This is a genomic window from Rhodomicrobium sp. Az07 (assembly GCF_018619475.1).
In the GTDB taxonomy this organism is placed as follows: Bacteria; Pseudomonadota; Alphaproteobacteria; order Rhizobiales; family Rhodomicrobiaceae; genus Rhodomicrobium.
Genome location: NZ_JAHFZG010000009.1, coordinates 114,408 through 135,250, shown reverse-complemented (window position 1 = coordinate 135,250; position 20,843 = coordinate 114,408). Strand labels below are relative to the sequence as shown.

General features: G+C 61.4%; 18 protein-coding genes and 1 pseudogene. 15 read left to right on the top strand and 4 right to left on the bottom strand.

The features are described from left to right. A pseudogene (locus tag KKP04_RS08825) lies at nucleotides 1-111 on the top strand (IS5/IS1182 family transposase); the annotation flags it as partial. Between the two features lie 3 nt (nucleotides 112-114). Here the strand turns inward: KKP04_RS08825 and KKP04_RS08820 are convergent. Next, a complete protein-coding gene (locus KKP04_RS08820; RefSeq protein WP_371818742.1) occupies nucleotides 115-594 on the bottom strand; it encodes an MmcB family DNA repair protein in 480 nt (159 codons plus the stop codon). Nucleotides 595-683: 89 nt separating this feature from the next. Between KKP04_RS08820 and egtB the strand changes: the two genes are divergently transcribed. From egtB to hemA, 11 genes are all read left to right on the top strand, one after another. Then, entirely contained in the window at nucleotides 684-1,958 is a 1,275-nt protein-coding gene (gene egtB, locus KKP04_RS08815; protein WP_215029546.1) for an ergothioneine biosynthesis protein EgtB, read from the top strand. After that, complete coding sequence (gene egtD / locus KKP04_RS08810) at nucleotides 1,958-2,914, top strand: L-histidine N(alpha)-methyltransferase (protein ID WP_215029565.1); 957 nt, start codon at nucleotides 1,958-1,960, stop codon at nucleotides 2,912-2,914. The genes egtB and egtD overlap by 1 nt, the downstream gene beginning before the upstream one ends. A 36-nt stretch (nucleotides 2,915-2,950) precedes the next feature. Further along, a complete protein-coding gene (locus KKP04_RS08805) occupies nucleotides 2,951-3,835 on the top strand; it encodes a glycosyltransferase family 2 protein (protein ID WP_215029543.1) in 885 nt (294 codons plus the stop codon). A 200-nt stretch (nucleotides 3,836-4,035) separates the two neighbouring features. Then, complete coding sequence (locus KKP04_RS08800) at nucleotides 4,036-4,620, top strand: acyloxyacyl hydrolase (RefSeq protein WP_215029540.1); 585 nt, start codon at nucleotides 4,036-4,038, stop codon at nucleotides 4,618-4,620. Between the two features lie 45 nt (nucleotides 4,621-4,665). Next, a complete protein-coding gene (locus KKP04_RS08795) occupies nucleotides 4,666-5,223 on the top strand; it encodes a cob(I)yrinic acid a,c-diamide adenosyltransferase (RefSeq protein WP_215029537.1) in 558 nt (185 codons plus the stop codon). A 35-nt stretch (nucleotides 5,224-5,258) separates the two neighbouring features. Further along, nucleotides 5,259-5,957, top strand: a complete 699-nt coding sequence (locus KKP04_RS08790; RefSeq protein ID WP_215029534.1) for a rhomboid family intramembrane serine protease — start codon at nucleotides 5,259-5,261, stop codon at nucleotides 5,955-5,957. A gap of 180 nt (nucleotides 5,958-6,137) precedes the next feature. After that, nucleotides 6,138-6,890, top strand: a complete 753-nt coding sequence (locus tag KKP04_RS08785; RefSeq protein WP_215029531.1) for an electron transfer flavoprotein subunit beta/FixA family protein — start codon at nucleotides 6,138-6,140, stop codon at nucleotides 6,888-6,890. Then, nucleotides 6,890-7,828, top strand: coding sequence for an electron transfer flavoprotein subunit alpha/FixB family protein (locus KKP04_RS08780; RefSeq protein WP_215029529.1), 939 nt, complete (start codon nucleotides 6,890-6,892; stop codon nucleotides 7,826-7,828). Before KKP04_RS08785 ends, KKP04_RS08780 begins: the two co-directional genes overlap by 1 nt. A gap of 127 nt (nucleotides 7,829-7,955) precedes the next feature. Further along, on the top strand, nucleotides 7,956-8,792 hold the full coding sequence (locus tag KKP04_RS08775) for a 3-hydroxybutyryl-CoA dehydrogenase (RefSeq protein WP_251133993.1): 837 nt from the start codon (nucleotides 7,956-7,958) through the stop codon (nucleotides 8,790-8,792). Nucleotides 8,793-8,885: 93 nt separating this feature from the next. After that, on the top strand, nucleotides 8,886-10,109 hold the full coding sequence (gene carA / locus KKP04_RS08770) for a glutamine-hydrolyzing carbamoyl-phosphate synthase small subunit (RefSeq protein ID WP_215029523.1): 1,224 nt from the start codon (nucleotides 8,886-8,888) through the stop codon (nucleotides 10,107-10,109). Between the two features lie 225 nt (nucleotides 10,110-10,334). Then, nucleotides 10,335-11,618 carry a 5-aminolevulinate synthase gene (gene hemA / locus KKP04_RS08765; RefSeq protein WP_215029563.1) on the top strand — a complete coding sequence of 428 codons (1,284 nt, stop codon included), beginning with the start codon at nucleotides 10,335-10,337 and terminating at the stop codon, nucleotides 11,616-11,618. Nucleotides 11,619-12,149: 531 nt separating this feature from the next. On the opposite strand, the gene KKP04_RS08760 is transcribed toward hemA, so the two are convergent. Beyond that, the gene (locus KKP04_RS08760) at nucleotides 12,150-12,821 is read right to left on the bottom strand and encodes an outer membrane protein (protein WP_215029520.1); all 672 of its coding nucleotides are present in this window, start codon (nucleotides 12,819-12,821) and stop codon (nucleotides 12,150-12,152) included. 516 nt (nucleotides 12,822-13,337) lie between these two features. Here KKP04_RS08760 and KKP04_RS08755 point away from each other — a divergent pair. Further along, the gene (locus KKP04_RS08755; RefSeq protein WP_215029517.1) at nucleotides 13,338-14,246 is read left to right on the top strand and encodes a PhzF family phenazine biosynthesis protein; all 909 of its coding nucleotides are present in this window, start codon (nucleotides 13,338-13,340) and stop codon (nucleotides 14,244-14,246) included. A 98-nt stretch (nucleotides 14,247-14,344) separates the two neighbouring features. On the opposite strand, the gene KKP04_RS08750 is transcribed toward KKP04_RS08755, so the two are convergent. After that, on the bottom strand, nucleotides 14,345-15,511 hold the full coding sequence (locus KKP04_RS08750) for a hypothetical protein (RefSeq protein WP_215029515.1): 1,167 nt from the start codon (nucleotides 15,509-15,511) through the stop codon (nucleotides 14,345-14,347). A gap of 749 nt (nucleotides 15,512-16,260) precedes the next feature. On the opposite strand from KKP04_RS08750, the gene KKP04_RS08745 reads away from it, so the two are divergent. After that, nucleotides 16,261-16,812, top strand: coding sequence for a hypothetical protein (locus KKP04_RS08745; protein WP_215029512.1), 552 nt, complete (start codon nucleotides 16,261-16,263; stop codon nucleotides 16,810-16,812). A 34-nt stretch (nucleotides 16,813-16,846) separates the two neighbouring features. Here KKP04_RS08745 and parE read toward each other — a convergent pair whose 3' ends face one another. Beyond that, nucleotides 16,847-18,922 (bottom strand): DNA topoisomerase IV subunit B, encoded by a 2,076-nt coding sequence (gene parE / locus KKP04_RS08740; RefSeq protein ID WP_215029509.1) that lies wholly within the window; start codon nucleotides 18,920-18,922, stop codon nucleotides 16,847-16,849. Nucleotides 18,923-19,140: 218 nt separating this feature from the next. Here parE and KKP04_RS08735 point away from each other — a divergent pair, with 218 nt between their 5' ends. Then, the gene (locus KKP04_RS08735; RefSeq protein ID WP_215029507.1) at nucleotides 19,141-20,766 is read left to right on the top strand and encodes an inorganic phosphate transporter; all 1,626 of its coding nucleotides are present in this window, start codon (nucleotides 19,141-19,143) and stop codon (nucleotides 20,764-20,766) included. Nucleotides 20,767-20,843: the final 77 nt, after the last annotated feature.

The window sequence follows — 20,843 nt, the reverse complement described above, 5'->3', positions numbered from 1 at the left end:
CATTTCCGCGCCGTCGCAACCCGATACGACAAGCGCGACGACAATTTCCTCGCATCCGTCAAGCTTGCGTCAGTCCGTATCTGGCTGCGGGCTTACGAGTCGGTGACCTAGGGATCAGACGGGAAAGATCGGATCGTCACGGCCGGACAGGCGGCGGGCCGCCAGCAAAGCGAAGCGCAGCGTGACCGATTTGCGGCGGCTCGCGGCAAGGGGACACAGCTCCGGCTCCCGCACCATCACAGCCTCATATTCATCCGAGATGCAGAGGCCCGCTTCAGGCGGCAGGATTTCCTGCGGAAAGTCGGGGCCGACCGCGAAGAAAAACCGGTCGCACCATTCGAGATAGTCCTGCCATTTGTGATCGGAGCGGAAATCGGGAACGCCCGACTTGACCTCGACGATCCAGATCTCGCCTTTCATGCCGATGGAAAGGATGTCGGCGCGCCGCCCGCTTTTCAGCGGAAACTCGGTGAGCGCGCCGTGGCCAAGCGTTTCGATGAGGCGCATCGCTCCGCGCAACGGCTTGGGCGCGGGCCTCGCGCGGGAGGGCGAAACGAGGATCGGGATTGCGGCCGGGCCGCGGTCTGATGCCACGATGGACCCACTTCGGAGATGAATTGTTGCTCAGGTCTCCGGTCGACGGAGAACGACCCTCCAAAGGAAACCAAGGAAGGCGCAAAGTCATGCCCCTCGACGACTATCCTCCGTTGACCGCCGCCAGCGACCGGCAACAGCTTAAGCTCTCGGAAAGGCTGTTTGCAACCCGGGCGCTTTCGCTCGACATCGCCCGCCCGCTTTCGCCCGAGGACCAGACGGTTCAGGCGATGGATGACGCCAGCCCGACGAAATGGCATCTCGCGCATACGACGTGGTTCTTTGAAGAATTGCTGCTGAAGCCGTTTCTGCCGGGATACCGCATCTTCGACGAGCGCTTCGCCTATTGTTTCAATTCCTATTACAACAGCCTCGGGGAGCGGCATCCCCGGCCGAGGCGCGGGCTGTTGACACGGCCGCGCGCCGACGAGGTGATCGCCTATCGCGCGCATGTGGATGAAAGCCTCAGGCGGCTTTTCGAGGCGCCGATGCGAGAGGGCGCACTCTCCCTCGTCGAGGTCGGCATCAATCACGAGCAGCAGCATCAGGAATTGATGCTGACGGACATCCTCGCGCTGTTCGCGGCGAGCCCGCTCCGGCCCGCGTATCGCCCCGAAGCCCCGGCACCTGCCGCGATCGAAGGCGGCGCGGGCGAATGGCGCGCCATGAAAGGGGGCATTCACATGGTCGGCCATCGCGGCGACGGTTTCGCCTACGACAATGAAGGCCCCACGCACGAGGTTCTGCTGCGCGATTTCCGCATCTTCAGCCGCGCGGTGACAAACGGCGAATGGCTCGCCTTCATGGAAGCGGGCGGCTATCTGACGCCGTCGCTCTGGCTGGCTGACGGCTGGGCCGCTGTCGAAAACGATGGCTGGCGCGCACCGCTCTACTGGGAGCGCGTCGGCGATGTCTGGCATCAGATGACGCTCTACGGTCTGCGTCCCGCCGAGCCCGCCCGCCCCGTGATGCATGTCAGCTACTACGAGGCCGACGCCTTCGCGCGCTGGGCGGGCGCGAGGCTTCCCACGGAGTTCGAGTGGGAAGTCGCGGCGCTCGGCGAGCCGGAGCCTGCGCCATTCGACTTCGCGCGGCTGGTGCCATCGCCCGCAGAGAACGGCATATCGCCCATGTCCGGCGATGTGTGGCAATGGACCGCAAGCGCGTACCTTCCCTATCCCGGCTTCAAATCGCTCGAAGGGCCGCTCGGCGAATACAACGGCAAGTTCATGTGCAATCAGATGGTGCTGCGCGGCGGCTCCGCGCTGACGCCGGACGGGCACATGCGCCCGAGCTACCGGAACTTCTTCTACCCGCAGCAGCGCTGGCAGATGACCGGACTCCGGCTGGCGAGCGACGCGTGATGCTGGAACCGCTTTCCCCGCATGGGCAGCATCCCGCACCCGACGACGATTTTCTCGACGCGGTGCTTCACGGCCTTTCGCTTCGCAACAAATCGCTGCCGAGCCGCTTCCTTTACGATGCGCGCGGCTCCGACCTGTTCGAGCACATTGCGAAGCTGCCGGAGTACTATCCCACGCGCACGGAAATCGGTCTGTTGAAGGAGCGCGCGCGCGAGTTCGGCGCGGCGCTGCCGGGCCGCGCAATGGTGGTGGAGTTCGGCTCGGGGTCCAGCCGCAAGACGGAACTGCTGCTTGCCGCGCTGGACCGGCCCGCCGCCTATGTTCCCATCGAGATTTCAGCCGCCGCGCTCTATCCCGCCGCGCGCCGCATCGCGAAAGACTTTCCCGATGTGGATGTCTACCCCGTTCTCGGCGGCTTCCACGATCTGGAACGCATGCGGCTTCCGCTTGGCGGCTCGCCGCTCGTCGGCTTCTTTCCCGGCTCGACAATCGGAAATTTCTCGAGACCCGAGGCGGTCGACTTCCTTCTGTCGGCGCGCCGACTGCTCGGCCCCGGCGCCGCCTTTCTGCTCGGCGTCGACCTGCAAAAGCCGCTCGACATCCTGCTTCCCGCCTATAACGACGCCGATGGCGTGACGGCCGCTTTCAACCTCAACCTGCTGGCGCGCATCAATCGCGATCTGGAAGGCACCTTCGACCTCGGAGCCTTCGAGCACGCCGCGATCTGGAACGAGCGTCATCACCGCATCGAGATGCATTTGCGCTCGCTGACCGGGCAATGCGCGAATGTCGCGGGGCGAACCTTCTCGTTTGCGGCCGGCGAAACAATCCACACGGAAAATTCGCATAAATACACGCCTGAAGGCTTTGCACGGCTTGCAGGTGACGGCGGCTGGGAGGTCTCGCGGGTTTTCATCGACGAAAAGCGTCTTTTTTCGGTGCAACTTCTCGCGTAAGAATTTGCCGGGCTTAAACTTGACCGGCTGGTTCCAATGTACCTTATCGACGAACTGCGCGTGCCCGGAGGCGCCGCAGCAGAAGCGCGTGCTTCCCTGGCCTCGCTCGTTTCCGTTGGCGTGCTCAGTTTTCGAGCGCCTGAAACGATCCGAAACACCCTGGCCTGTCATCGCGAGAGCGGCCTTATCGACAGGGTCGGCGAGTTTTTCGTCTGGTTCAATGAATTGTCCGATACGGATCGCGCCATCGCGCATGAGGCGGGCGTCGACTTCGCGGGGTCGGCGGAGAATGGCGGCATCTATGGCGGCTTCCGTGCAATCGCCGAGCGGGCAACGAAGCCTTATGTTCTGATCCTCGAAAACGACATCGTGCCGCTTCCCGGCGCGGATGTGCCTGGCTGCATCGAAAGCTGCATCGCCGACATGATGGCCCACGACATCAAGATCTTTTCGTTGCGTTCGCTTCGTCAGCCAGGAGAGGGGCTCAACTACCGAAAATATCTCGCTTTTTTCGGCGCCGTTGAGCCATTTGTGTCCGGCATCGCGCCACATCGCTCGCCCCTTCCGAGGCGTATCCGTATGCTGCTGGAATACGGCAACCCGGACAAATTCCGCTCGGCGTCGATGTTCCTTGAACGTCAACCGGAAGAGGTACAGCCGAAGGCCGTGCGAAAATTGCCGAGCAACAACTATGTGACCGACTCGCGCTACAGAAATTGGAGCAATCAATCCGTGCTTGTCGAACGTCGATTTTTCCTCGACGTGGTTTGCGCGCGCGTCAAAAGCCACCCCGACCCTCGACTCGTCAACGGTTTCCAGGATATCGAGCGCGCTCTCAACAGCTGGTGGTGGCGCAGGCGTCGCGAGCGGTTGGGAAGCGCAGGAGGTGGCGTATTCACCCACCGCCGCCTTGATCGATGAGCGCCGGGTGTGTGCCGGCGCTTTGCGCCCACACCTCCGGTTGCGGTTGTAACGCTCTGACAAAGCTTTCCCACCCGCCCTGCGTGTTCTCGTGTCAATTATCTCACAGCAATCGGCAAACCGGATTTCGAAGCTCGCGCCCGGTTTGACAGGAGGGTCGGACAGGATCAAAAAAGGAACAGGACCACGGGGACAGTATAATGGGCGGGCACATTTTCAGCATCGGGCGCATGCTCGTGGCTTCGGCTGCGATGAGCGCGGGATTTTCGGCACCGGCAGCCGCGCTTGAGGCTTTCACTGACGCCAATCATCCGTTCTGGGCCATCGATGAAGTTCGGGCGGGTGGCTTCAAGCAGGCCATCGACGATGCGCCCGGCGAGGGTGGCCCCGCCATCAACCTCGAGGTTCTGACCGGTCGAATTCCGGGAGCGTACGAGAACAGCATCCTGAATATCTTCCTCACGCCCCGCCTCCACATCGGCGGCACGATTGCTTTCGACAAGACCAATCAGTTTTATTGGGGCGCGACCTGGGACGTGAAGCTGACGGACCGCGTGTTTTTCGAAACGTCGTTCGGTGGCGCTACGCATGACGGCCCGCTCAGTTCGAGAACCGAAGCCTCTTACGGCTGCGATGTCAACTTCCGCGAATCGGCCTCACTCGGCATCGCGTTGTCGGCGGACTGGAAAATCATGGCCACCATCGATCACATGTCGAACGCGGGCCTTTGCGACACCAATCGGGGGCTTACAAATGCCGGTGTTCGTCTAGGCTACAAGTTCTAAGTGTGCTATCCCTGAAGCCTCGCTCCAGTGGCAAAAGGTGATGGCATGACGAGCATTTCCACCAAGGCAGGCGACGGCGGGAAGACCACTCTGGCGAACGGCGTGCGCCTTTCCAAATCGCATATCCGCATTGAAGCCTATGGCGCCGTCGACGAGACGAACGCCGCCATCGGCGTCGCGCGCCTCAAGCTGCCGGCCGACCAGAGGGCCATCGCCGAAATGCTTGAACGCGTGCAGAACGACCTCTTCGACATCGGCGCGGATCTGGAGGCCGCCGACGACGCCGCGCCCCAGCGGCTGAAGGCGGAGCAGGTTGCCCGCCTCGAACGCGAAATCGCAACGCTGTCCGCCGAATTGCCGCCGCTCAGTGCTTTCATCCTGCCGGGAGGCACCGAAGGCGCGGCCGCGCTGCATCTGGCGCGCAGCATCTGCCGCCGTGCCGAGCGCCGCATCGTCGAATTGAAGGACGTGCAGGGGGAGCCGGTGAGCGACGATATCCTCGCTTATCTGAACCGTCTGTCCGATCACCTTTTCGTGGCGAGCCGCTTCGTGAACGGAAGAGGCGAGAACGATTTTCTGTGGAAGCAGCACGCTGCTTCCTGAAGCACTTCGTTTGGAAGAATTGATCGGGCAAGTCGATGTTTGTGCCACTCTGGGATATGAACCAGCTTAAAAGGGTTAAATTTCAGTATGTCACCATCGGCCTTATCGTACTGAATTGCCTCATCTACTTCATCTTCGAAACGCATCTGGTGCTTTCATCTCCCGCGAGCTTCGTCGACGCGCTGGCACTCAAGCCGCGCGATGTGGAAACGGTGAGCGCGTTCGTCGATCACATGCCGGACCAGTTCCGGCTTGTGACCTATATGTTCCTCCACGGCGGCATCCTCCATCTTTTCGGCAACATGATCTTTCTCTTCGTCTTCGGCGACAACGTCGAGGACGCGCTGGGCCATGTGCGCTTCTTCTTTTTCTATGTCGTTTGCGGGGTTGCGGCGGGGGTGATTCACAGCGTCGTGACGACGACGCCGGATGTACCGCTGATCGGCGCGAGCGGCGCGATCGCGGGCGTCATCGGCGCCTATCTCATGCTGCATCCGAACATAAGGGTATGGGTTCTTTTCCAGAATCCCGTCATCCCGTTCCTGCCGCTTCGCTTTTCCGCGGGCGCCGTGATCGGCGTGTGGATCGTCTACCAGGTCGTTTCCGCGCTCTACCTCACCAATCACGGAACGGCCTGGTGGGCGCATATCGGGGGGTTCTTCACCGGCGCTCTCCTGATCGTCGTCATGAAGCGGCGCGGCGTGCCTTTGTTCGATTCGGCAACGGGCGTGTGACTCGCGGCTTCATTTAACGGCGCGATAATAAATGTTTAAGGGAGGGTCCATTGACTCTTTCGCAAGTGCGAAATACCTTTGGGGGGTACTCGCAACGACGTAAGTAGGATGCAACCAATGTTGACCCGGCGCTGCGGCGCAGCATAATTGGCGGACAAGAAAAATCAGGGCATGTTCCATATGAAGATAATTGTCCCCGTCAAACGGGTAGTTGACTACAACGTCAAGATCCGCGTGAAGCCCGATGGAAGCGGCGTCGATACCATCAACGTCAAGATGTCGATGAATCCGTTCGACGAAATCGCGGTCGAGGAAGCGATCCGTCTGAAGGAAGCCGGGCATGCCGAGGAAGTGATCGCCGTGTCGATCGGTCCCGCCAAGGCGCAGGAGACGCTTCGCACGGCACTCGCCATGGGCGCGGATCGCGCGATACTTTACAAGACGGATCTGCCAGTCGAGCCGCTCGCAGTCGCAAAAATTCTGAAATCCGCCGTCGAAAAGGAAAAGCCGGGCCTTGTGATCCTCGGCAAGCAAGCCATCGACGACGATTCCAACCAGACCGGGCAGATGCTCGCCGCGCTTCTGAACTGGCCGCAGGCGACATTCGCATTCAAGGTCACCCCGCAAGGCGAAACCGTCGAAGTTGTCCGGGAAGTGGACGGCGGTTTGCAGACGCTCGCGCTGCGCCTGCCCGCCATCGTCACAGTCGACCTTCGCATCAATCAGCCTCGCTACGCGTCGCTGCCGAACATCATGAAGGCGAAGAAGAAGCCGCTCGAAGAAATCGACGCCGCTTCGCTCGGCATCGACATCGAGCCGAAGGTGAAGGTGCTGAAAACGGCCGAGCCGCCCACGCGCAAGGCTGGCGTCAAACTCAAGACTGCTGCCGAACTCGTCGACAAGCTGCGCACCGAAGCGGGAGTGTTGCAATAATGGCCGTTCTTCTCGTCGCCGAACATAATAACAAGACGCTTAACGGAGCGACCGCGAAGGCGCTCACCGCCGCGAAGGCGCTCGGCACGCCCGTCCATGTGCTCGTCGCAGGCGCGGGCGTCGATGCCGTCGCGCAGAAGGCCGCGTCGCTGGAAGGCGTGGACAAGGTGCTTGTCGCCGACGCACCGTCTCTCGGCGCTCATCTCGCTGAAGATCTTGCGGCGCTGGTCGTGCCGCTGATGGCGAATTACGATGCGCTCGTCGTCGTGGCGTCGACCACCGGCAAGAATTTCGCGCCTCGTGTCGCCGCGCTCCTCGACGTGCCGCAGATTTCGGAAGCGACGGCGATCCTGTCCCCGACGCAGTTCGAGCGCCCGATCTATGCGGGCAACGCGATCCAGACCGTGGAAGTCGCCGCGCCGAAGAAGGTGCTGACGATCCGCACGACCGCGTTCGCGGCCGCGCCCGAGGGCGGGTCAGCCGCCATCGAAAAGATCGACGCGCCCGCGCCAAGCGCGCTTTCGCAATTCGTGAGCGAGGACATTTCGCAGTCCGCGCGCCCCGATCTCACCGCCGCGAAGGTGGTGGTTTCCGGCGGTCGCGGCCTTGGATCCGCCGACAATTTCAAGCTCATCGAGCGGATCGCGGACAAGCTCGGCGCCGCCGTCGGCGCCAGCCGCGCGGCGGTGGACGCAGGTTTCATCCCGGGCGACTTTCAGGTCGGACAAACCGGCAAGGTCGTCGCCCCGGAACTTTATATCGCCGTCGGTATTTCGGGAGCCATCCAGCACCTGGCTGGCATGAAGGATTCAAAAGTGATCGTCGCCATCAACAAGGACGAGGAAGCGCCTATCTTTCAGGTTGCGGATTACGGCCTTGTAGGCGATCTCTTCCAGATCCTGCCCGAGATCGAAGCGGCTCTCGATAGTCGTAAATAACGCCAAACCAGAGCTGACGATGTCCCACATTGCAACGACTGCCTCTCGTGGAAATCCGTTCGTAAACCACGCAAAGGGGCGCGAGCCTGTCGCCATCAAGACGGTAGGTATTATCGGCGCGGGACAGATGGGCAACGGCATCGCCCATGTCGTCTCTCTGTCCGGCTACAACGTGCTGCTGCACGACATCAGCAGGGAGCGCGTGGAAACCGCGCTCGCCACCATGAACGGCAATATGAGCCGTCAGGTGCATCGCGGCAAAATCACGGAAGAAGACCGCGACAGCGCCCTCGCCCGCATCCGTTACGCACCCGCCGTGGACGCGTTCAACGAGGCCGACCTCGTGATCGAGGCCGCCACCGAAGATGAGGACGTCAAGCGCAAGATCCTCATCGCGCTTTGTCCGCAGTTGAAGCCGCATACGCTTATCGGCAGCAATACGTCTTCCATTTCCATCACGCGGCTGGCCGCCGTCACCGACCGGCCCGAGCAGTTCATCGGGCTTCACTTCATGAACCCGGTTCCGGTGATGGAACTCGTGGAAATGATCCGCGGCATCGCGACCGACGAATCGACATTCCACACGGCGCGGCACTTCGTTGAAACGCTCAACAAGACCGTCACCGTCGCGGAAGATTTTCCGGCTTTCATCGTGAACCGCATTCTTCTGCCGATGGTGAACGAGGCGGTCTACACGCTTTACGAAGGCGTCGGATCCGTAGAAGCCATCGACCTCGCGATGCGCCTCGGCGCGCGTCACCCGATGGGGCCGCTTCAGCTCGCCGATTTCATCGGCCTCGACACGTGCCTGTCGGTGATGCAGGTGTTGTACGAAGGCTTGGCGGATACCAAATATCGGCCGTGCCCGCTGCTCGTCAAATATGTCGAAGCCGGGTGGCTCGGGCGCAAAACCCAGCGCGGATTTTACGATTATCGCGGCGAAGTTCCGGTTCCCACGCGATAAGGCCGCGCCTGAGGTAGTACTTTCGATCAAATTCGCGGTTGTAAGGCGGCGCGCGCCGCATTAAACCTCGCGCGGAACAATCAGGAACACGCCATGTCTCTTATCGACCCCGCCGGCAGTGCTGCATGGGCGGAACGCCCGTACACAGCCGCTCTCGTTCTGGCGAACGGAACGATCATTCAAGGCCATGGCGTCGGGGCGGAGGGGCAGGCGGAAGGCGAGGTGTGCTTCAACACCGCCATTTCAGGTTATCAGGAAATTCTCACCGATCCGTCCTACGCGGGCCAGATCATCACGTTCACCTTCCCGCACATCGGCAATGTCGGCACCAACCCCGACGACATCGAGACGACGAACCTTGCGGCGTCGTCCGGTGTGCTCGGCTGCGTCCTTCAGGCCGGGATCACCACGCCGTCGAATTACCGCGCGCGCCAGAACCTCGACCAGTGGCTTCGTGCGCGCGGCATCGTCGGCATCGCGGGCGTCGATACGCGCGCGCTCACCATCTTGATCCGCGAGGCGGGCATGCCGAATGCGGTCATCGCCCATCATTCCAACGGCGTGTTCGACTTCGACGCGCTGAAGGCGAAAGCGCGTGCGTGCCCGTCGATGGAAGGCGCGGAACTCGCCCGCGCCGTCACCACGACGCAGAGCTACAACTGGACAGAGCAGCGCTGGGTCTGGGACGAGGGCTTCGCCGAGCAGCAAAATCCGCTCTTTCATGTCGTCGCCGTCGACTACGGCATCAAGCGCAACATCCTGCGCTGCCTCGCCTCCGCCGGTTGCCGCGTCACGGTGGTACCCGCCTATGCGACGGCACAGGAAATTCTTGACCGCAATCCGGACGGCGTCTTCCTGTCGAACGGCCCCGGCGATCCTGCCGCCACCGGCGAATATGCCATTCCCATCATCCGCGACGTGGTCGGCTCAGGGGTACCGCTCTTCGGCATCTGCCTCGGCCATCAATTGCTCGGCTTGGCGCTCGGCGCCCGCACCATCAAGATGCCGCACGGCCATCACGGCTCGAACCATCCCGTTATGGACTACACAACCGGCAAGGTTGAGATCACCTCCATGAATCACGGTTTCGCAGTCGACCGCGCGAGCCTGCCGACCGATGTCGAGGAAACGCACGTGTCCTTGTTCGACGGCAGCAATTGCGGCATACGCCTGCGCAACCGCCCTGTTTTCTCCGTCCAGTACCACCCCGAGGCGTCTCCGGGTCCGCAGGATAGCCACTACCTCTTCAAGCGCTTCGTTGGCCTGATGAGAACCGGCGGGGCCGCGCAATCGCCGGCAAATGCCCGTCACGGTTGATCTGTTTGTGACGCTTCCACTGTCAGGTTGCGTTGACAGCCACTAATGTCATAAAAAATTGACGTGCGTCAGTTTGTAAGCCTTCTAAGTGGTAGACTTCTGCTTGAGTTCGCGCAATTATCTGCCCCAGCAGGGCGGAAATCCTGCCAGCGAACCAGGTAGTTGGCTCTTCCGCTCCAAGGCGCATCCGTGCGAGCGCCGATTCCCGCCAACGAGGAACGCTACATGGACTATCAGGGGAAGTTTGGCGAAGCTCTCGAAGCCTTGACCGCCGAGGGCCGATACCGTGTTTTTGCCGATATTCTAAGACGCCGTGGGGACTTCCCGTGCGCGGTCCATCACACTCCCGAAGGAACGAAGCCGATCACCGTCTGGTGCTCGAACGATTATCTCGGCATGGGGCAGCATCCGTCTGTTCTTGCCGCGATGCATGAGGCGATCGACACGGTCGGCGCCGGGTCGGGCGGCACACGCAACATCTCCGGGACCACGCATTATCACGTGGAACTCGAACGTGAACTGGCTGCGCTGCATGGCAAGGAAGCAGCGCTGCTCTTCACCTCGGGCTACGTGTCGAACGACGCAACGCTCTCGACGCTCGTCAAGATCCTGAAGGGCGCGGTGATCTTCTCCGACGAGAAGAACCACAACTCGATGATCGAGGGCATTCGCCACGGTGGCGGCCCGAAGCGCGTCTGGCGTCATAACGATCTGGAGCATCTCGAAACTCTGCTTCAGGAATATGACAACGACACGCCGAAGATCATCGCATTCGAATCCGTCTACTCGATGGACGGCGACATCGCGCCGATCAACGAAATCTGCGACCTCGCGGAAAAGTACAACGCGTTCACATACATCGATGAAGTCCACGCGGTGGGCATGTATGGCGATCACGGCGCTGGCGTCTGCGAGCGCGACAATGCGATGCACCGCATCGACATCATCGAAGCCACGCTTGCGAAGGGCTACGGCCTGATGGGCGGGTATATCGCCTCCACGGCGAAGGTCATCGACGCGATCCGATCCTACGCTCCGGGCTTCATCTTCTCGACATCGCTTGCTCCGGTCATCTGCGCGGGCGCTATCGCCAGCGTCCGGCACCTCAAGCAGAGCAACGTGGAGCGCGAAAAGCATCAGCTCAACGCTGCGCTTCTGAAGGAACGCCTTGCGCTCGAAAATCTCCCCGTAATGCATACGCCGAGCCACATCGTTCCAGTGCTCGTCGGCGATCCGGTGCAGTGCAAACAGCTTACCGACCAGTTGCTGGAGCGCTTCGGTATCTACGTGCAGCCGATCAACTACCCGACCGTGTCGCGCGGAACGGAGCGCATCCGTCTCACACCTGGGCCGTTGCACAACGAAGCCCAGATGGAGCACCTCGTGAAGTCTCTGCGCACGCTATGGAACGAGATGGGTCTCCGCAACGGTTACGATTGGTGCCAGCTTTGGCGTGGCCGTATCGCGGTTGCCGGCCAGTTCGAGCTTGGTGTTGCCGCTGGGGGCTGAGGCGCGCTGGCTTCGGTATATTTCGCAAAGCGCCGTCCCGACGAAAGTTTGGGGCGGCTTCTTTTTATCCAAGGTAGCACCGCTTCTTTGAAGAACGGTGCCGGGAGCCCTTTTTCGGTTCCGATCCGAAATACCATGAACGCCTTCCTCTCTCTGCATGCCGTTTTGTTAACACGGGCTGGAGGCTTGCAGTTCCGTCTAGGCTAAATTCGAAAGGCTAACTTATCATCACCTTTTTTTGGTGGAAGTCGGCATAGCCGATCCGAGAATCAGCAGGGCGGTGCGTAGGCGCCCGAAAAGTCACGCAAAAATTTCTGCTCCGTTTTTGGGAGTCTCTACGAGACGCCCCACTTCGCAAGCCCCCATGCGCTCAAGGTCTGGGCGGCCGGAACCGCGGCGCTTGGAGCGAAGAAGGCTTGTTGTCGGTAACCGACGCGTCAGGGGACGGGCCCTTTGAAAAAAACGCCGCGCAAGGCATAAAAAAGCGGCGCCCGAAGGCGCCGCTCTCGCAATTCAGGAAGAAGCCGAAGCCTACTTCAGGGGCTCGTAGCCCGTGGAACCGAAGTGGTAGTTCAGGCCGACGCGGATCGTGTTGAGGCCGATGTCGGTCTCGTAGTTGCCGAACTTCTCGTCATCGAAAGCAAGGTACTGATATTCGACCTTGCCCGAGATGTTCTGCGTGAACTTGTGCTCAAGACCGCCGCCGAGAACCCAACCAGTCTGGCTTTCGCTCTTGGAGTAAGCGCCATCCTTGTATTCAAGTTCGCCGTAAGCGAAACCGCCCGTGGCGTAGACGAGCGTGTTGCCCATCGCGTAGCCGAGACGACCGCGAACCGTGCCAAAATAGTTCAGATTGAATTCGTCGTTTCGAGCGAACACGCCGTCAACGCCAATTCCTGAACCCTGGAGGTCAGCTTCGATACCGATCACGAACGGGCTTGCGCCCTGCCAGTTGTAACCGATTTGACCGCCGCCGAAGCCGCCGTTGAAATCGCCGTCAAAGTTCGTGCCAGCGTCGACGTCGTCCCAGCCGTAGCCGCCGTTGATACCAGCGTAGAAGCCGGTCCAGCTCGAAACCGGAGCGATCATCGGGCCGTCCTTGTAACCGCCAGCCTGGCCGCGATAGAGGTCAGCCGAATTTGCAGAGGCGATAGCCACGACGCTGGCAAGCGTCAGGCCCGCGATGCCGGAAAGAAGTTTCATCTCAAGATCCCCATCTAGTCTTCTGTGTTGTCAACGTATGAAAGCACACGTGACACCACCAGCCCTAGGCAGTGCCTGCTTTTCATTCGATGGGGGGATACTAGTCGCCGAGGTAGTGCGGTGCAACAAGCTGCGGGTAAGCCGTTCATGCATAATATGCCAGAAGACCCGAGGAATTATAACCATAAAGGCGTTAAATAATAGTGGTATAGCGCTCCGTACACGGTGATTTCGCGCACAGGTTTTGGTGGCATAACGGCAACAGCAGTTGGCAAAGCGCCTACCCCTCATCCCTGGCGTTGCTACCTTGCCGGGAGTTGGCGCCACTTTGCAGCCTGGTAGTGTGGGGCGCGACTCCCGTTGTCGAATGGCCACCCCGCCGTGCAGGACGTGACATGACGTTTCACTCTCCTTTGCCTGGCACCTTCGAAACATTCAGCTTTTCCGGTCGCACGCCCCCGCCAAATGGATTATTCTCGCTCGAAACTTGGACAGAGCGTCATCAAGGACGGGTTGATGGAACGGCGATATGCAGTGTGGGACGTGTTCACCAGCTCGGCGCTGTCGGGCAATCCGCTGGCCATCGTTCTCGACGCGGGAGAGCTTTCAAGCGAGCAGATGCAGGCCATTGCGCGCGAATTCAATCTGTCCGAAACCGTCTTCGTGCTGCCGCCGCGATTGCCCGCACATACAGCCCATGTGCGTATCTTCACTCCAGCCGCCGAGCTTCCCTTCGCCGGGCATCCGACCGTAGGTGTGGCGATCCAGCTCGCGGATGACCGGATTTCCGGGGCCGCCGCCGATTGCGATGCGCTGATCGTGCTGGAAGAGGAGATCGGCAGCATCCGGGTCGGCGTCGTCGGCAGACGCGGGCGCGCGCCTTACGCGGAATTCGACGTGCCGAGACTACCCGAGCTTTCCGGTGCTCCCGCTCATGACGATCGCATCGCGGCATCGCTGGGCCTTGCGCCGGGCGAAATCGGATTCGCCAATCACAAGCCATCGCAATACGACGCGGGAATTCCTTTTACCTTCGTGCCCGTGCGCGACCTCTCGGCGATGAGCCGCGCCCATATCGTGGCGCACCATTGGGAAGAGGCTTTCCACGGCTCCGGCGGCAAGGTCTATCTCTATTGCCGCGAAACCTTCCAGCACAACGCGGCATTTCACGCTCGCATGTTTGCCCCCTCATTGGGCGTATCGGAAGACCCGGCGACAGGATCTGCGGCCGCCGCCTTCTCCGCGGTGATCCATCGGTTCGACATCCTGCCCGAGGGCACGTCCGAATTCGCGATAGAACAGGGTATCGAGATGGGGCGTCCGAGCGAAATCAAGCTCGAAATCGAGGTGGCGTCGCGCAAGCTCAAACGTGTCCGCATCGGCGGTTTCGCGCGCCTCGTGATGCGCGGCAAGCTGTTCGTCTGAAGGCAACGCTCGGCGCGACGGCCGGCGAGGTTCGCTCAATCTCGGCAATAAAAAAGGCCGGGCGTTTGCCCGGCCTTTTCATGTATCTCACGGCAGCTTCACGAAACCGCCGAAAGCTCGCGCAAGCCGTCGTCGTCCGACGCCGAAAACAGCAGGCGCACATCCATATATCGGATGCGCCCGGCGACCTTCGCCTTCTGCACGCCGAGATCGCTGAAGCGACGTGTAAAGATCGGCAGGCCAAGCGGCTGCTTACCCTTCGCCTCGCACCACTGGCAGTAATCGTCGTAGAGTGCGAGCGCCGTGACGCTGGAGCCGTTTTCTCGACCGACGCGCTCTTCGAAATAAAGCTCCGCGTCTGTCTTGGGCTGTGCGGGCTTCAACTCGACATCTTCATCGAAAACCAGCGCGGGCAGACGCTGCGTCGGGGCGAAGGCTTGCATCGGCACAGCGACACGAACGGGCTCTGGCGCGGGCAGGCCCTTAACGTCAAAGATGCGCCAGTAAGAAAAGGCAGTGTAGAATCCCAGGCTTGCGCCAAGCTCCACAAGAAGCGCGATCAGGACCGTCAGCGCCGTCTGCACGTCTTCGGTCTTGTAGCCGGTAAGCCCCGCCAGCATCTGGCTCTGCGGATCGCTGACCTTGGTCGCCGCCTCTGAAGTGAGATCGCCAAGCTCGGTGCGCAATTGCGCAACCTTTGCGTCGAGCTTGTCAGCCTGTTCCGCGACGGCATGTTCAGCCTTCAGTTTGAAGTAGCTCTCGCAATAAGCCATGCTTTTCGCCGCCGTGGCGTTCGCGCATTCACCGCTCGAGATCCAGCGGCCATTCTGCTTGAACGCCTCGATTTCACCGGCGACCGTACCGGTGGGCCGATGCTCCGGCAGCGCGGCCAGGGCGGTGCGTGCTCGTTCGAGGTCGGCGCGAAGATCCGCATGCGTCTCGACCTTCAGCACGCGCTGGCTGGTGGTGTCCGCGCGATTGAGCGCCGCAAAGCCCAGCGAGGACGAGAGCGAATAGGAAAAGCACACGACGAACAGAAGAGCGCCGCCAAGCGCCTGGCTATAACTGCGGTTGCGCAGCGCCGCGAAGATGAAGAATGGCAGCAATGCCTTGAAACAGTCAGCCGCAGCGCTCGCTCCGCCATAGAGCTGCGACTCGAACTCGGACTTGCCGAGCGTATATCCGAATTTCCAGTTCATCGCGGCGGAGACGATGAGAAGGATCGCCGCCGCCATAACGCCTGCTACACCGAGTACGTGTCTCATGCCTTGCCCCCGTATGGGGCGCCGCTCCGCTGGCGGCGCCATTGCTAGGGGGCCAGCGAATTCTGTCGGTCTGACGTGACACAAAATCCCGGGCGGCACGCCCCGCAAAGACGCGCCGATAAGACCCGGCAGAAGTCACTTTTCCGTGCGCGCCTGACTGTGCCGATACGAGAATCCTCTCGCAAAGGCTGCGATCCGCCGCTGGTCCGCAGTCTTTTCCGGCTTCAAGATCAAACGCTTATTAGGCCCCCGCCCTCAGCTTTAGTGATTCGTTAAGTGTTAAGCGAGGATTAATTTTCTTCCACAAGATCTAGTGGCCTCGTTGCCATCGAGAACCTTTATGTTGATTACTGCTACTCTATTCACTGAAATTTGCCATCGGCTGGTGAAAGGGGTTGCGATACCCCGACTCGCAACCGAAGATTATGTCCGCCGTATCAGGATCGAATCCCGGAGGCCCTGTTGAACTGATTTCGGCCATGAACTCGCGTTGAGGAGTTTTCTGAATGCGCCCCCTTGCTTTGGTTCTTTGCAGCGTCGCTGCTTTGATCGGACTGCCGATGCTGGCGGATCAGTTCCGCTCCGGGCCGCCGCGACCGCTCAGAGCGACCGCTCTGTCTACCGATGCGCACGCGCAACGGACAGCAGCGCCATCGGCGGTAAGGGATACGTCTACATCGGCTCGGGAAGAAAAGGCGGCTTCGGCGCCGCAGCCGCCGGGATCGACGGCCGATGCGGGGCCAATCCTCGTGACAAGGGAGGCGGCAGGCACCCCAGTCACCGTACCGCCGACGCGAGTTGAACTGATTCAGGCGATCGGCAAGGAGCTTTCGCGGCTCGGGTTGTATCAGGGGCCGGTCCCGAAGGGCTGGACGAAGAAGGTTCGCGCCGCGGCTCGGCGTTTCAGTGGGACGAAGGCGCCCAAGCCGACGCAGGCGCTTCTGGCTGCCCTGCAGGCCGCGAAGCGTGACGAGAAATCAGCCGACACGCGACCTTCGCTCAACATGCAAACCGTTGCGGTCACAGGGGCGACGGTCGCCGGCGATCACCCGGATGAAAGCCGCGACGCAAAGCTGCCTGTTCAGGCGGACGGCTATCTCCCGCCATGGGCACGCCCGCGAGTTGGAGGGGATCGGGTGCCAGGCCGGTCGGCGGTCTCGCACCGCGCTCAGAAGTCGAAGCAACCAGCTCGCACGAACGCGGCCAAGGCGAAGCGTTCAGCCGCGCCCCGCATCTCTAAGCGCCAGCCCAAAGCGAAAAGCATGTTCGCGAACACCAGTTTCGCCTGGCCCGGTCTTTAGCAACTGACGGCGCAATCGCGCGGATTGGAAGCGGTCAGATGTCCAGCGCTTCCGGCTCCGCGAAGGCGGCGCGATCCTGAATGAAACGAAAGCGCGCTTCCGGCTTGTTCCCCATCAATTGCTCGACAACCTCGGCCGCCGCCGTCTCTTCCGCTTTTGTATCGAGGCCGTTCAGATCCCCGCCGCGTCCCGCGATCTCGACGCGGAGCATCATGCGCTTCTTGCGGTCCATCGTCGTCTCTTTCAACTGCGCGGGCATCATCTCGCCGAGGCCCTTGAAGCGGCTGACTTCGAGCTTGCCGCGTCCGTTGAAAACGGTGCGCTTCAGCTCCGCGAGATGCGCGTCATCGCGCGCATAGGCCGTCTTACCGCCCTGACTGAGACGGTAGAGGGGCGGCACAGCGAGGAAAAGGTGGCCATTACGGATCAGATCCGGCATCTGGCGATAGAAAAACGTGATGAGCAGCGAAGCAATATGCGCGCCATCGACATCCGCGTCGGTCATGATGATGACGCGGTCGTAGCGGAGGTCGGTGTCGTTGTAATGCTTGCCGGTGCCGCAGCCGAGCGCAAGCGTCAGGTCCGAAAGAAGCTGGTTTTGCGCGAGCTTGTCGCGCGACGCGCTGGCCACGTTCAGGATCTTGCCGCGTAACGGCAGAATGGCCTGCGTAGCGCGGTCGCGCGCCTGCTTCGCCGAGCCGCCAGCCGAATCGCCCTCGACGATGAAGATTTCAGTATCGTCCTTCGCGTTCTTCGAGCAGTCCGCGAGCTTGCCGGGCAGCCTCAGCCTGCGCGTCGCTTTCTGACGCTGCGTTTCCTTCTCTTTCCGCTTCCGAAGGCGCTCCTCCGCGCGCTCGATGATGAATTCCATAAGGCCGTTCGCCTGCTGCGGCGATGCGGTCAGCCAGTGATCGAACGCATCCTTCACCGTGTTCTCGACGATACGCGCAGCCTCTGCCGAGGACAGCCTGTCCTTTGTCTGTCCCTGAAATTCCGGCTCACGGAAGAAGACGGAGAGCATCGCGCCCGAGGCGACAAAAACGTCGTCCGCCGTGACCTGCGCGGCGCGCTTGTTATTCGTCAGTTCGCCATAAGCGCGCAGAGACTTCGTAAGCGCCGCGCGCAGGCCCTGCTCGTGCGTGCCGCCTTCGGGCGTCGGCACCGTGTTGCAGTAGGACTGCATGAAGCCGTCGTCATCCGCGATCCAGGCGATGGCCCATTCGACGCTGCCATGTCCGCCTTCCTTCTGGACGCGCCCGGAGAACACATCCTTCGTGACGGTCGTCATCTTCTCGATGCGCGAGGAGAGGAAGTCGCGGAGGCCGCCGGGGAAATGAAAGACGGCCTTCTCAGGCACGTCGGCATCGCCTTTCAGAAGCTCCGGCGCGCAGGTCCAGCGGATTTCCACGCCGCCGAAGAGATAAGCCTTCGCGCGCGCCATCTTGAAGATGCGGATCGGGCGGAACGTCGCGCGCTCCTTGAAAATCTCGGGGTCGGGGTGGAAGCGCACCGTCGTGCCGCGCCGGTTTCTCACAGCGCCGATTTCTTCCAGCCTCGAAGTCGGCAAGCCGCGCGCGAAGGTTTGCCTGTAGAGCTTGCCGTTTCGCGCGACTTCGACTTCGAGTTGCTCGGCAAGCGCATTCACCACCGAAATGCCGACACCGTGCAGGCCGCCACTGGTCGAGTAAACCTTCGAGTTGAACTTGCCGCCCGAATGCAGCGTCGTCATGATGACTTCGAGCGCGGACTTGCCGGGATATTTCGGATGTGGGTCGATCGGAATGCCGCGCCCGTTATCGGCAACCGAAAGTGTGCCGTCGGCGTTGAGCGACACTTCGATGAAGCTCGCGAATCCGGCCACGGCCTCGTCCATGGCGTTGTCGATCACCTCCGCGAAGAGGTGATGCATCGCCTTCTCGTCCGTGCCGCCGATGTACATGCCGGGCCGCCGACGAACAGGCTCCAGCCCTTCCAGTACCTCGATATCGGCGGCGGTGTAGCTTTCGGCAGGCGACGGGCCACGCGCCGCGCCCCCGCCCGCCTTTGGCTTTTCCGGCTCGATGCCTTCGCCGAAAAGATCGCGTGTCGCCGTTGCGCTGTGCTTGGTCATCCTTCTCCCCTTCCGCCGCGCCGACGAAGCGCCGCGAATCCCAACCGGATGCGAGGGGGGAAGGTTGCAAGCCGCGACCGATTTGGCAAGGGGGAGGCGCAAGCCGGTGCGCGCGAAGTCATGGATTAACCACAACCTAAACTAGCATCCCCGTTTCATCCAAGTGTCACAGGGCCACCGGAGACTTCGCTTAAATCCTGTCCGGGAGCCATGTCCAGATGTCCGATATTGCCGTACCGTTACCGCAGACCGAGCCGCAAAAGGCCGGATCGCCGAAGCCCGATCTGGATGTCAACTCGGGGCCGGGTGCGGGCATCATTTTTTCGCTGCTGCTGGCGGGCGGCCTTCTCTACACGGCGTTCAGCATCTATTCGGATGTCGAAAACGCGGGCGTTCAGGTCGAAACCTATCTTCCGTTCATGCTGCTCGGCGTGGCGCTGCTGATCGCGCTCGGCTTCGAGTTCGTGAACGGCTTTCACGACACGGCGAATGCGGTAGCGACCGTGATCTACACGCATTCGTTGCCGGCGCAATTCGCCGTCGTCTGGTCCGGTTTCTTCAACTTTCTCGGCGTTCTCTTTTCGAGCGGCGCCGTGGCGTTCGGCATCGTGTCGCTCCTGCCCGTCGAATTGATCCTGCAAGTCGGCTCAGAGGCGGGCTTCGCCATGGTGTTCGCGCTCCTCATAGCGGCCATCATCTGGAATTTGAGCACGTGGTATTTCGGCCTGCCGTCTTCCTCGTCGCATACGCTGATCGGCTCTATCATCGGCGTCGGTGTCGCGAACGCGATATTGCATGGCCAGGACGGCACGTCCGGCGTCGACTGGTCGAAGGCGACCGAAATCGGCTACGCGTTGCTGCTCTCGCCGGTCGTCGGATTCGTTGCGGCGGGGCTGCTGCTTCTCTCGGCCAAGGCCATGATCCGAAATCCCGCGCTTTATCAGGAGCCGAAAGGCAAGGAGCCGCCGCCGGTGTGGATACGCGGGCTTCTGATCCTCACCTGCACCGGCGTGTCGTTCGCGCACGGCTCCAACGATGGCCAGAAGGGCATGGGCCTGATCATGCTTATCCTGATCGGCACCGTGCCCACCGCCTACGCCCTCAACAAGGCGCCGAGTCCCGATCTTGCCCAAGAGTTCATCCAGACTTCGCGCCACGTCGCTGCGATCATCAGTGAAAAGACGCAGAACCGGCAGATCGGTGGCGATCCGCGTCCGCTCATCTCCACGGCGATTTCGCTGCATCAAATCGATCAAAACACCTTGCCGGCAGTAGGCGAACTCATCACGCTCATCGCCAATCAGGTGCAGGAGTATGGGTCCGTTGCCGCCGTGCCCGGCACCGCGGTGGCGAACGTGCGAAACGACATGTATCTCGCTTCGGAAGCGCTTCGGTTCGTCCTGAAGGACAAGTCGCTCGCGCTCACCGCCGAGCAAACGCGGCTCCTTCAGGAGTACAAGTCGCTGGTGGACGAGGCCACGCGCTTCATCCCGCTGTGGGTGAAAATATCGGTGGCCATCGCGCTGGGCCTTGGCACGATGATCGGCTGGAAGCGCATCGTCGTCACCGTCGGCGAAAAGATCGGCAAACAGCATCTCACTTATGCGCAAGGTGCCAGCGCGGAAATCGTGGCTATGGCGACGATCTTCGCGGCGGATCGCTACGGTCTGCCGGTCTCGACGACGCATGTGCTGTCGTCCGGCGTGGCCGGCACCATGGCGGCGAACCGGTCGGGGCTCCAGTGGTCCACGATCCGCAATCTGCTGATGGCGTGGGTGCTGACGTTGCCGATGTCGATCCTGCTGGCGGCGAGCCTGTTCTGGGCTTTCGTCTCGATCTTCTGACGGCGGATAGCCTCTTCAGCATTTGTTAGGCACGAATTGAGAAGCGCGGGGTGGGGTCCGGTTGGGATCTTGTCCCG

Bases quoted from the DNA above. Each gene is read 5' to 3' on its own strand.
- KKP04_RS08805 (WP_215029543.1), top strand. From the start codon at position 2,951: ATGTACCTTATCGACGAACTGCGCGTGCCCGGAGGCGCCGCAGCAGAA.
- KKP04_RS08785 (WP_215029531.1), top strand. From the start codon at position 6,138: ATGAAGATAATTGTCCCCGTCAAACGGGTAGTTGACTACAACGTCAAG.
- egtD (WP_215029565.1), top strand. From the start codon at position 1,958: ATGCTGGAACCGCTTTCCCCGCATGGGCAGCATCCCGCACCCGACGAC.
- parE (WP_215029509.1), bottom strand. From the start codon at position 18,922: ATGACCAAGCACAGCGCAACGGCGACACGCGATCTTTTCGGCGAAGGC.
- KKP04_RS08800 (WP_215029540.1), top strand. From the start codon at position 4,036: ATGGGCGGGCACATTTTCAGCATCGGGCGCATGCTCGTGGCTTCGGCT.
- egtB (WP_215029546.1), top strand. From the start codon at position 684: ATGCCCCTCGACGACTATCCTCCGTTGACCGCCGCCAGCGACCGGCAA.
- hemA (WP_215029563.1), top strand. From the start codon at position 10,335: ATGGACTATCAGGGGAAGTTTGGCGAAGCTCTCGAAGCCTTGACCGCC.
- KKP04_RS08795 (WP_215029537.1), top strand. From the start codon at position 4,666: ATGACGAGCATTTCCACCAAGGCAGGCGACGGCGGGAAGACCACTCTG.
- KKP04_RS08790 (WP_215029534.1), top strand. From the start codon at position 5,259: ATGTTTGTGCCACTCTGGGATATGAACCAGCTTAAAAGGGTTAAATTT.
- KKP04_RS08735 (WP_215029507.1), top strand. From the start codon at position 19,141: ATGTCCGATATTGCCGTACCGTTACCGCAGACCGAGCCGCAAAAGGCC.
- KKP04_RS08780 (WP_215029529.1), top strand. From the start codon at position 6,890: ATGGCCGTTCTTCTCGTCGCCGAACATAATAACAAGACGCTTAACGGA.
- KKP04_RS08750 (WP_215029515.1), bottom strand. From the start codon at position 15,511: ATGAGACACGTACTCGGTGTAGCAGGCGTTATGGCGGCGGCGATCCTT.
- carA (WP_215029523.1), top strand. From the start codon at position 8,886: ATGTCTCTTATCGACCCCGCCGGCAGTGCTGCATGGGCGGAACGCCCG.
- KKP04_RS08755 (WP_215029517.1), top strand. From the start codon at position 13,338: ATGGAACGGCGATATGCAGTGTGGGACGTGTTCACCAGCTCGGCGCTG.
- KKP04_RS08775 (WP_251133993.1), top strand. From the start codon at position 7,956: ATGGGCAACGGCATCGCCCATGTCGTCTCTCTGTCCGGCTACAACGTG.
- KKP04_RS08760 (WP_215029520.1), bottom strand. From the start codon at position 12,821: ATGAAACTTCTTTCCGGCATCGCGGGCCTGACGCTTGCCAGCGTCGTG.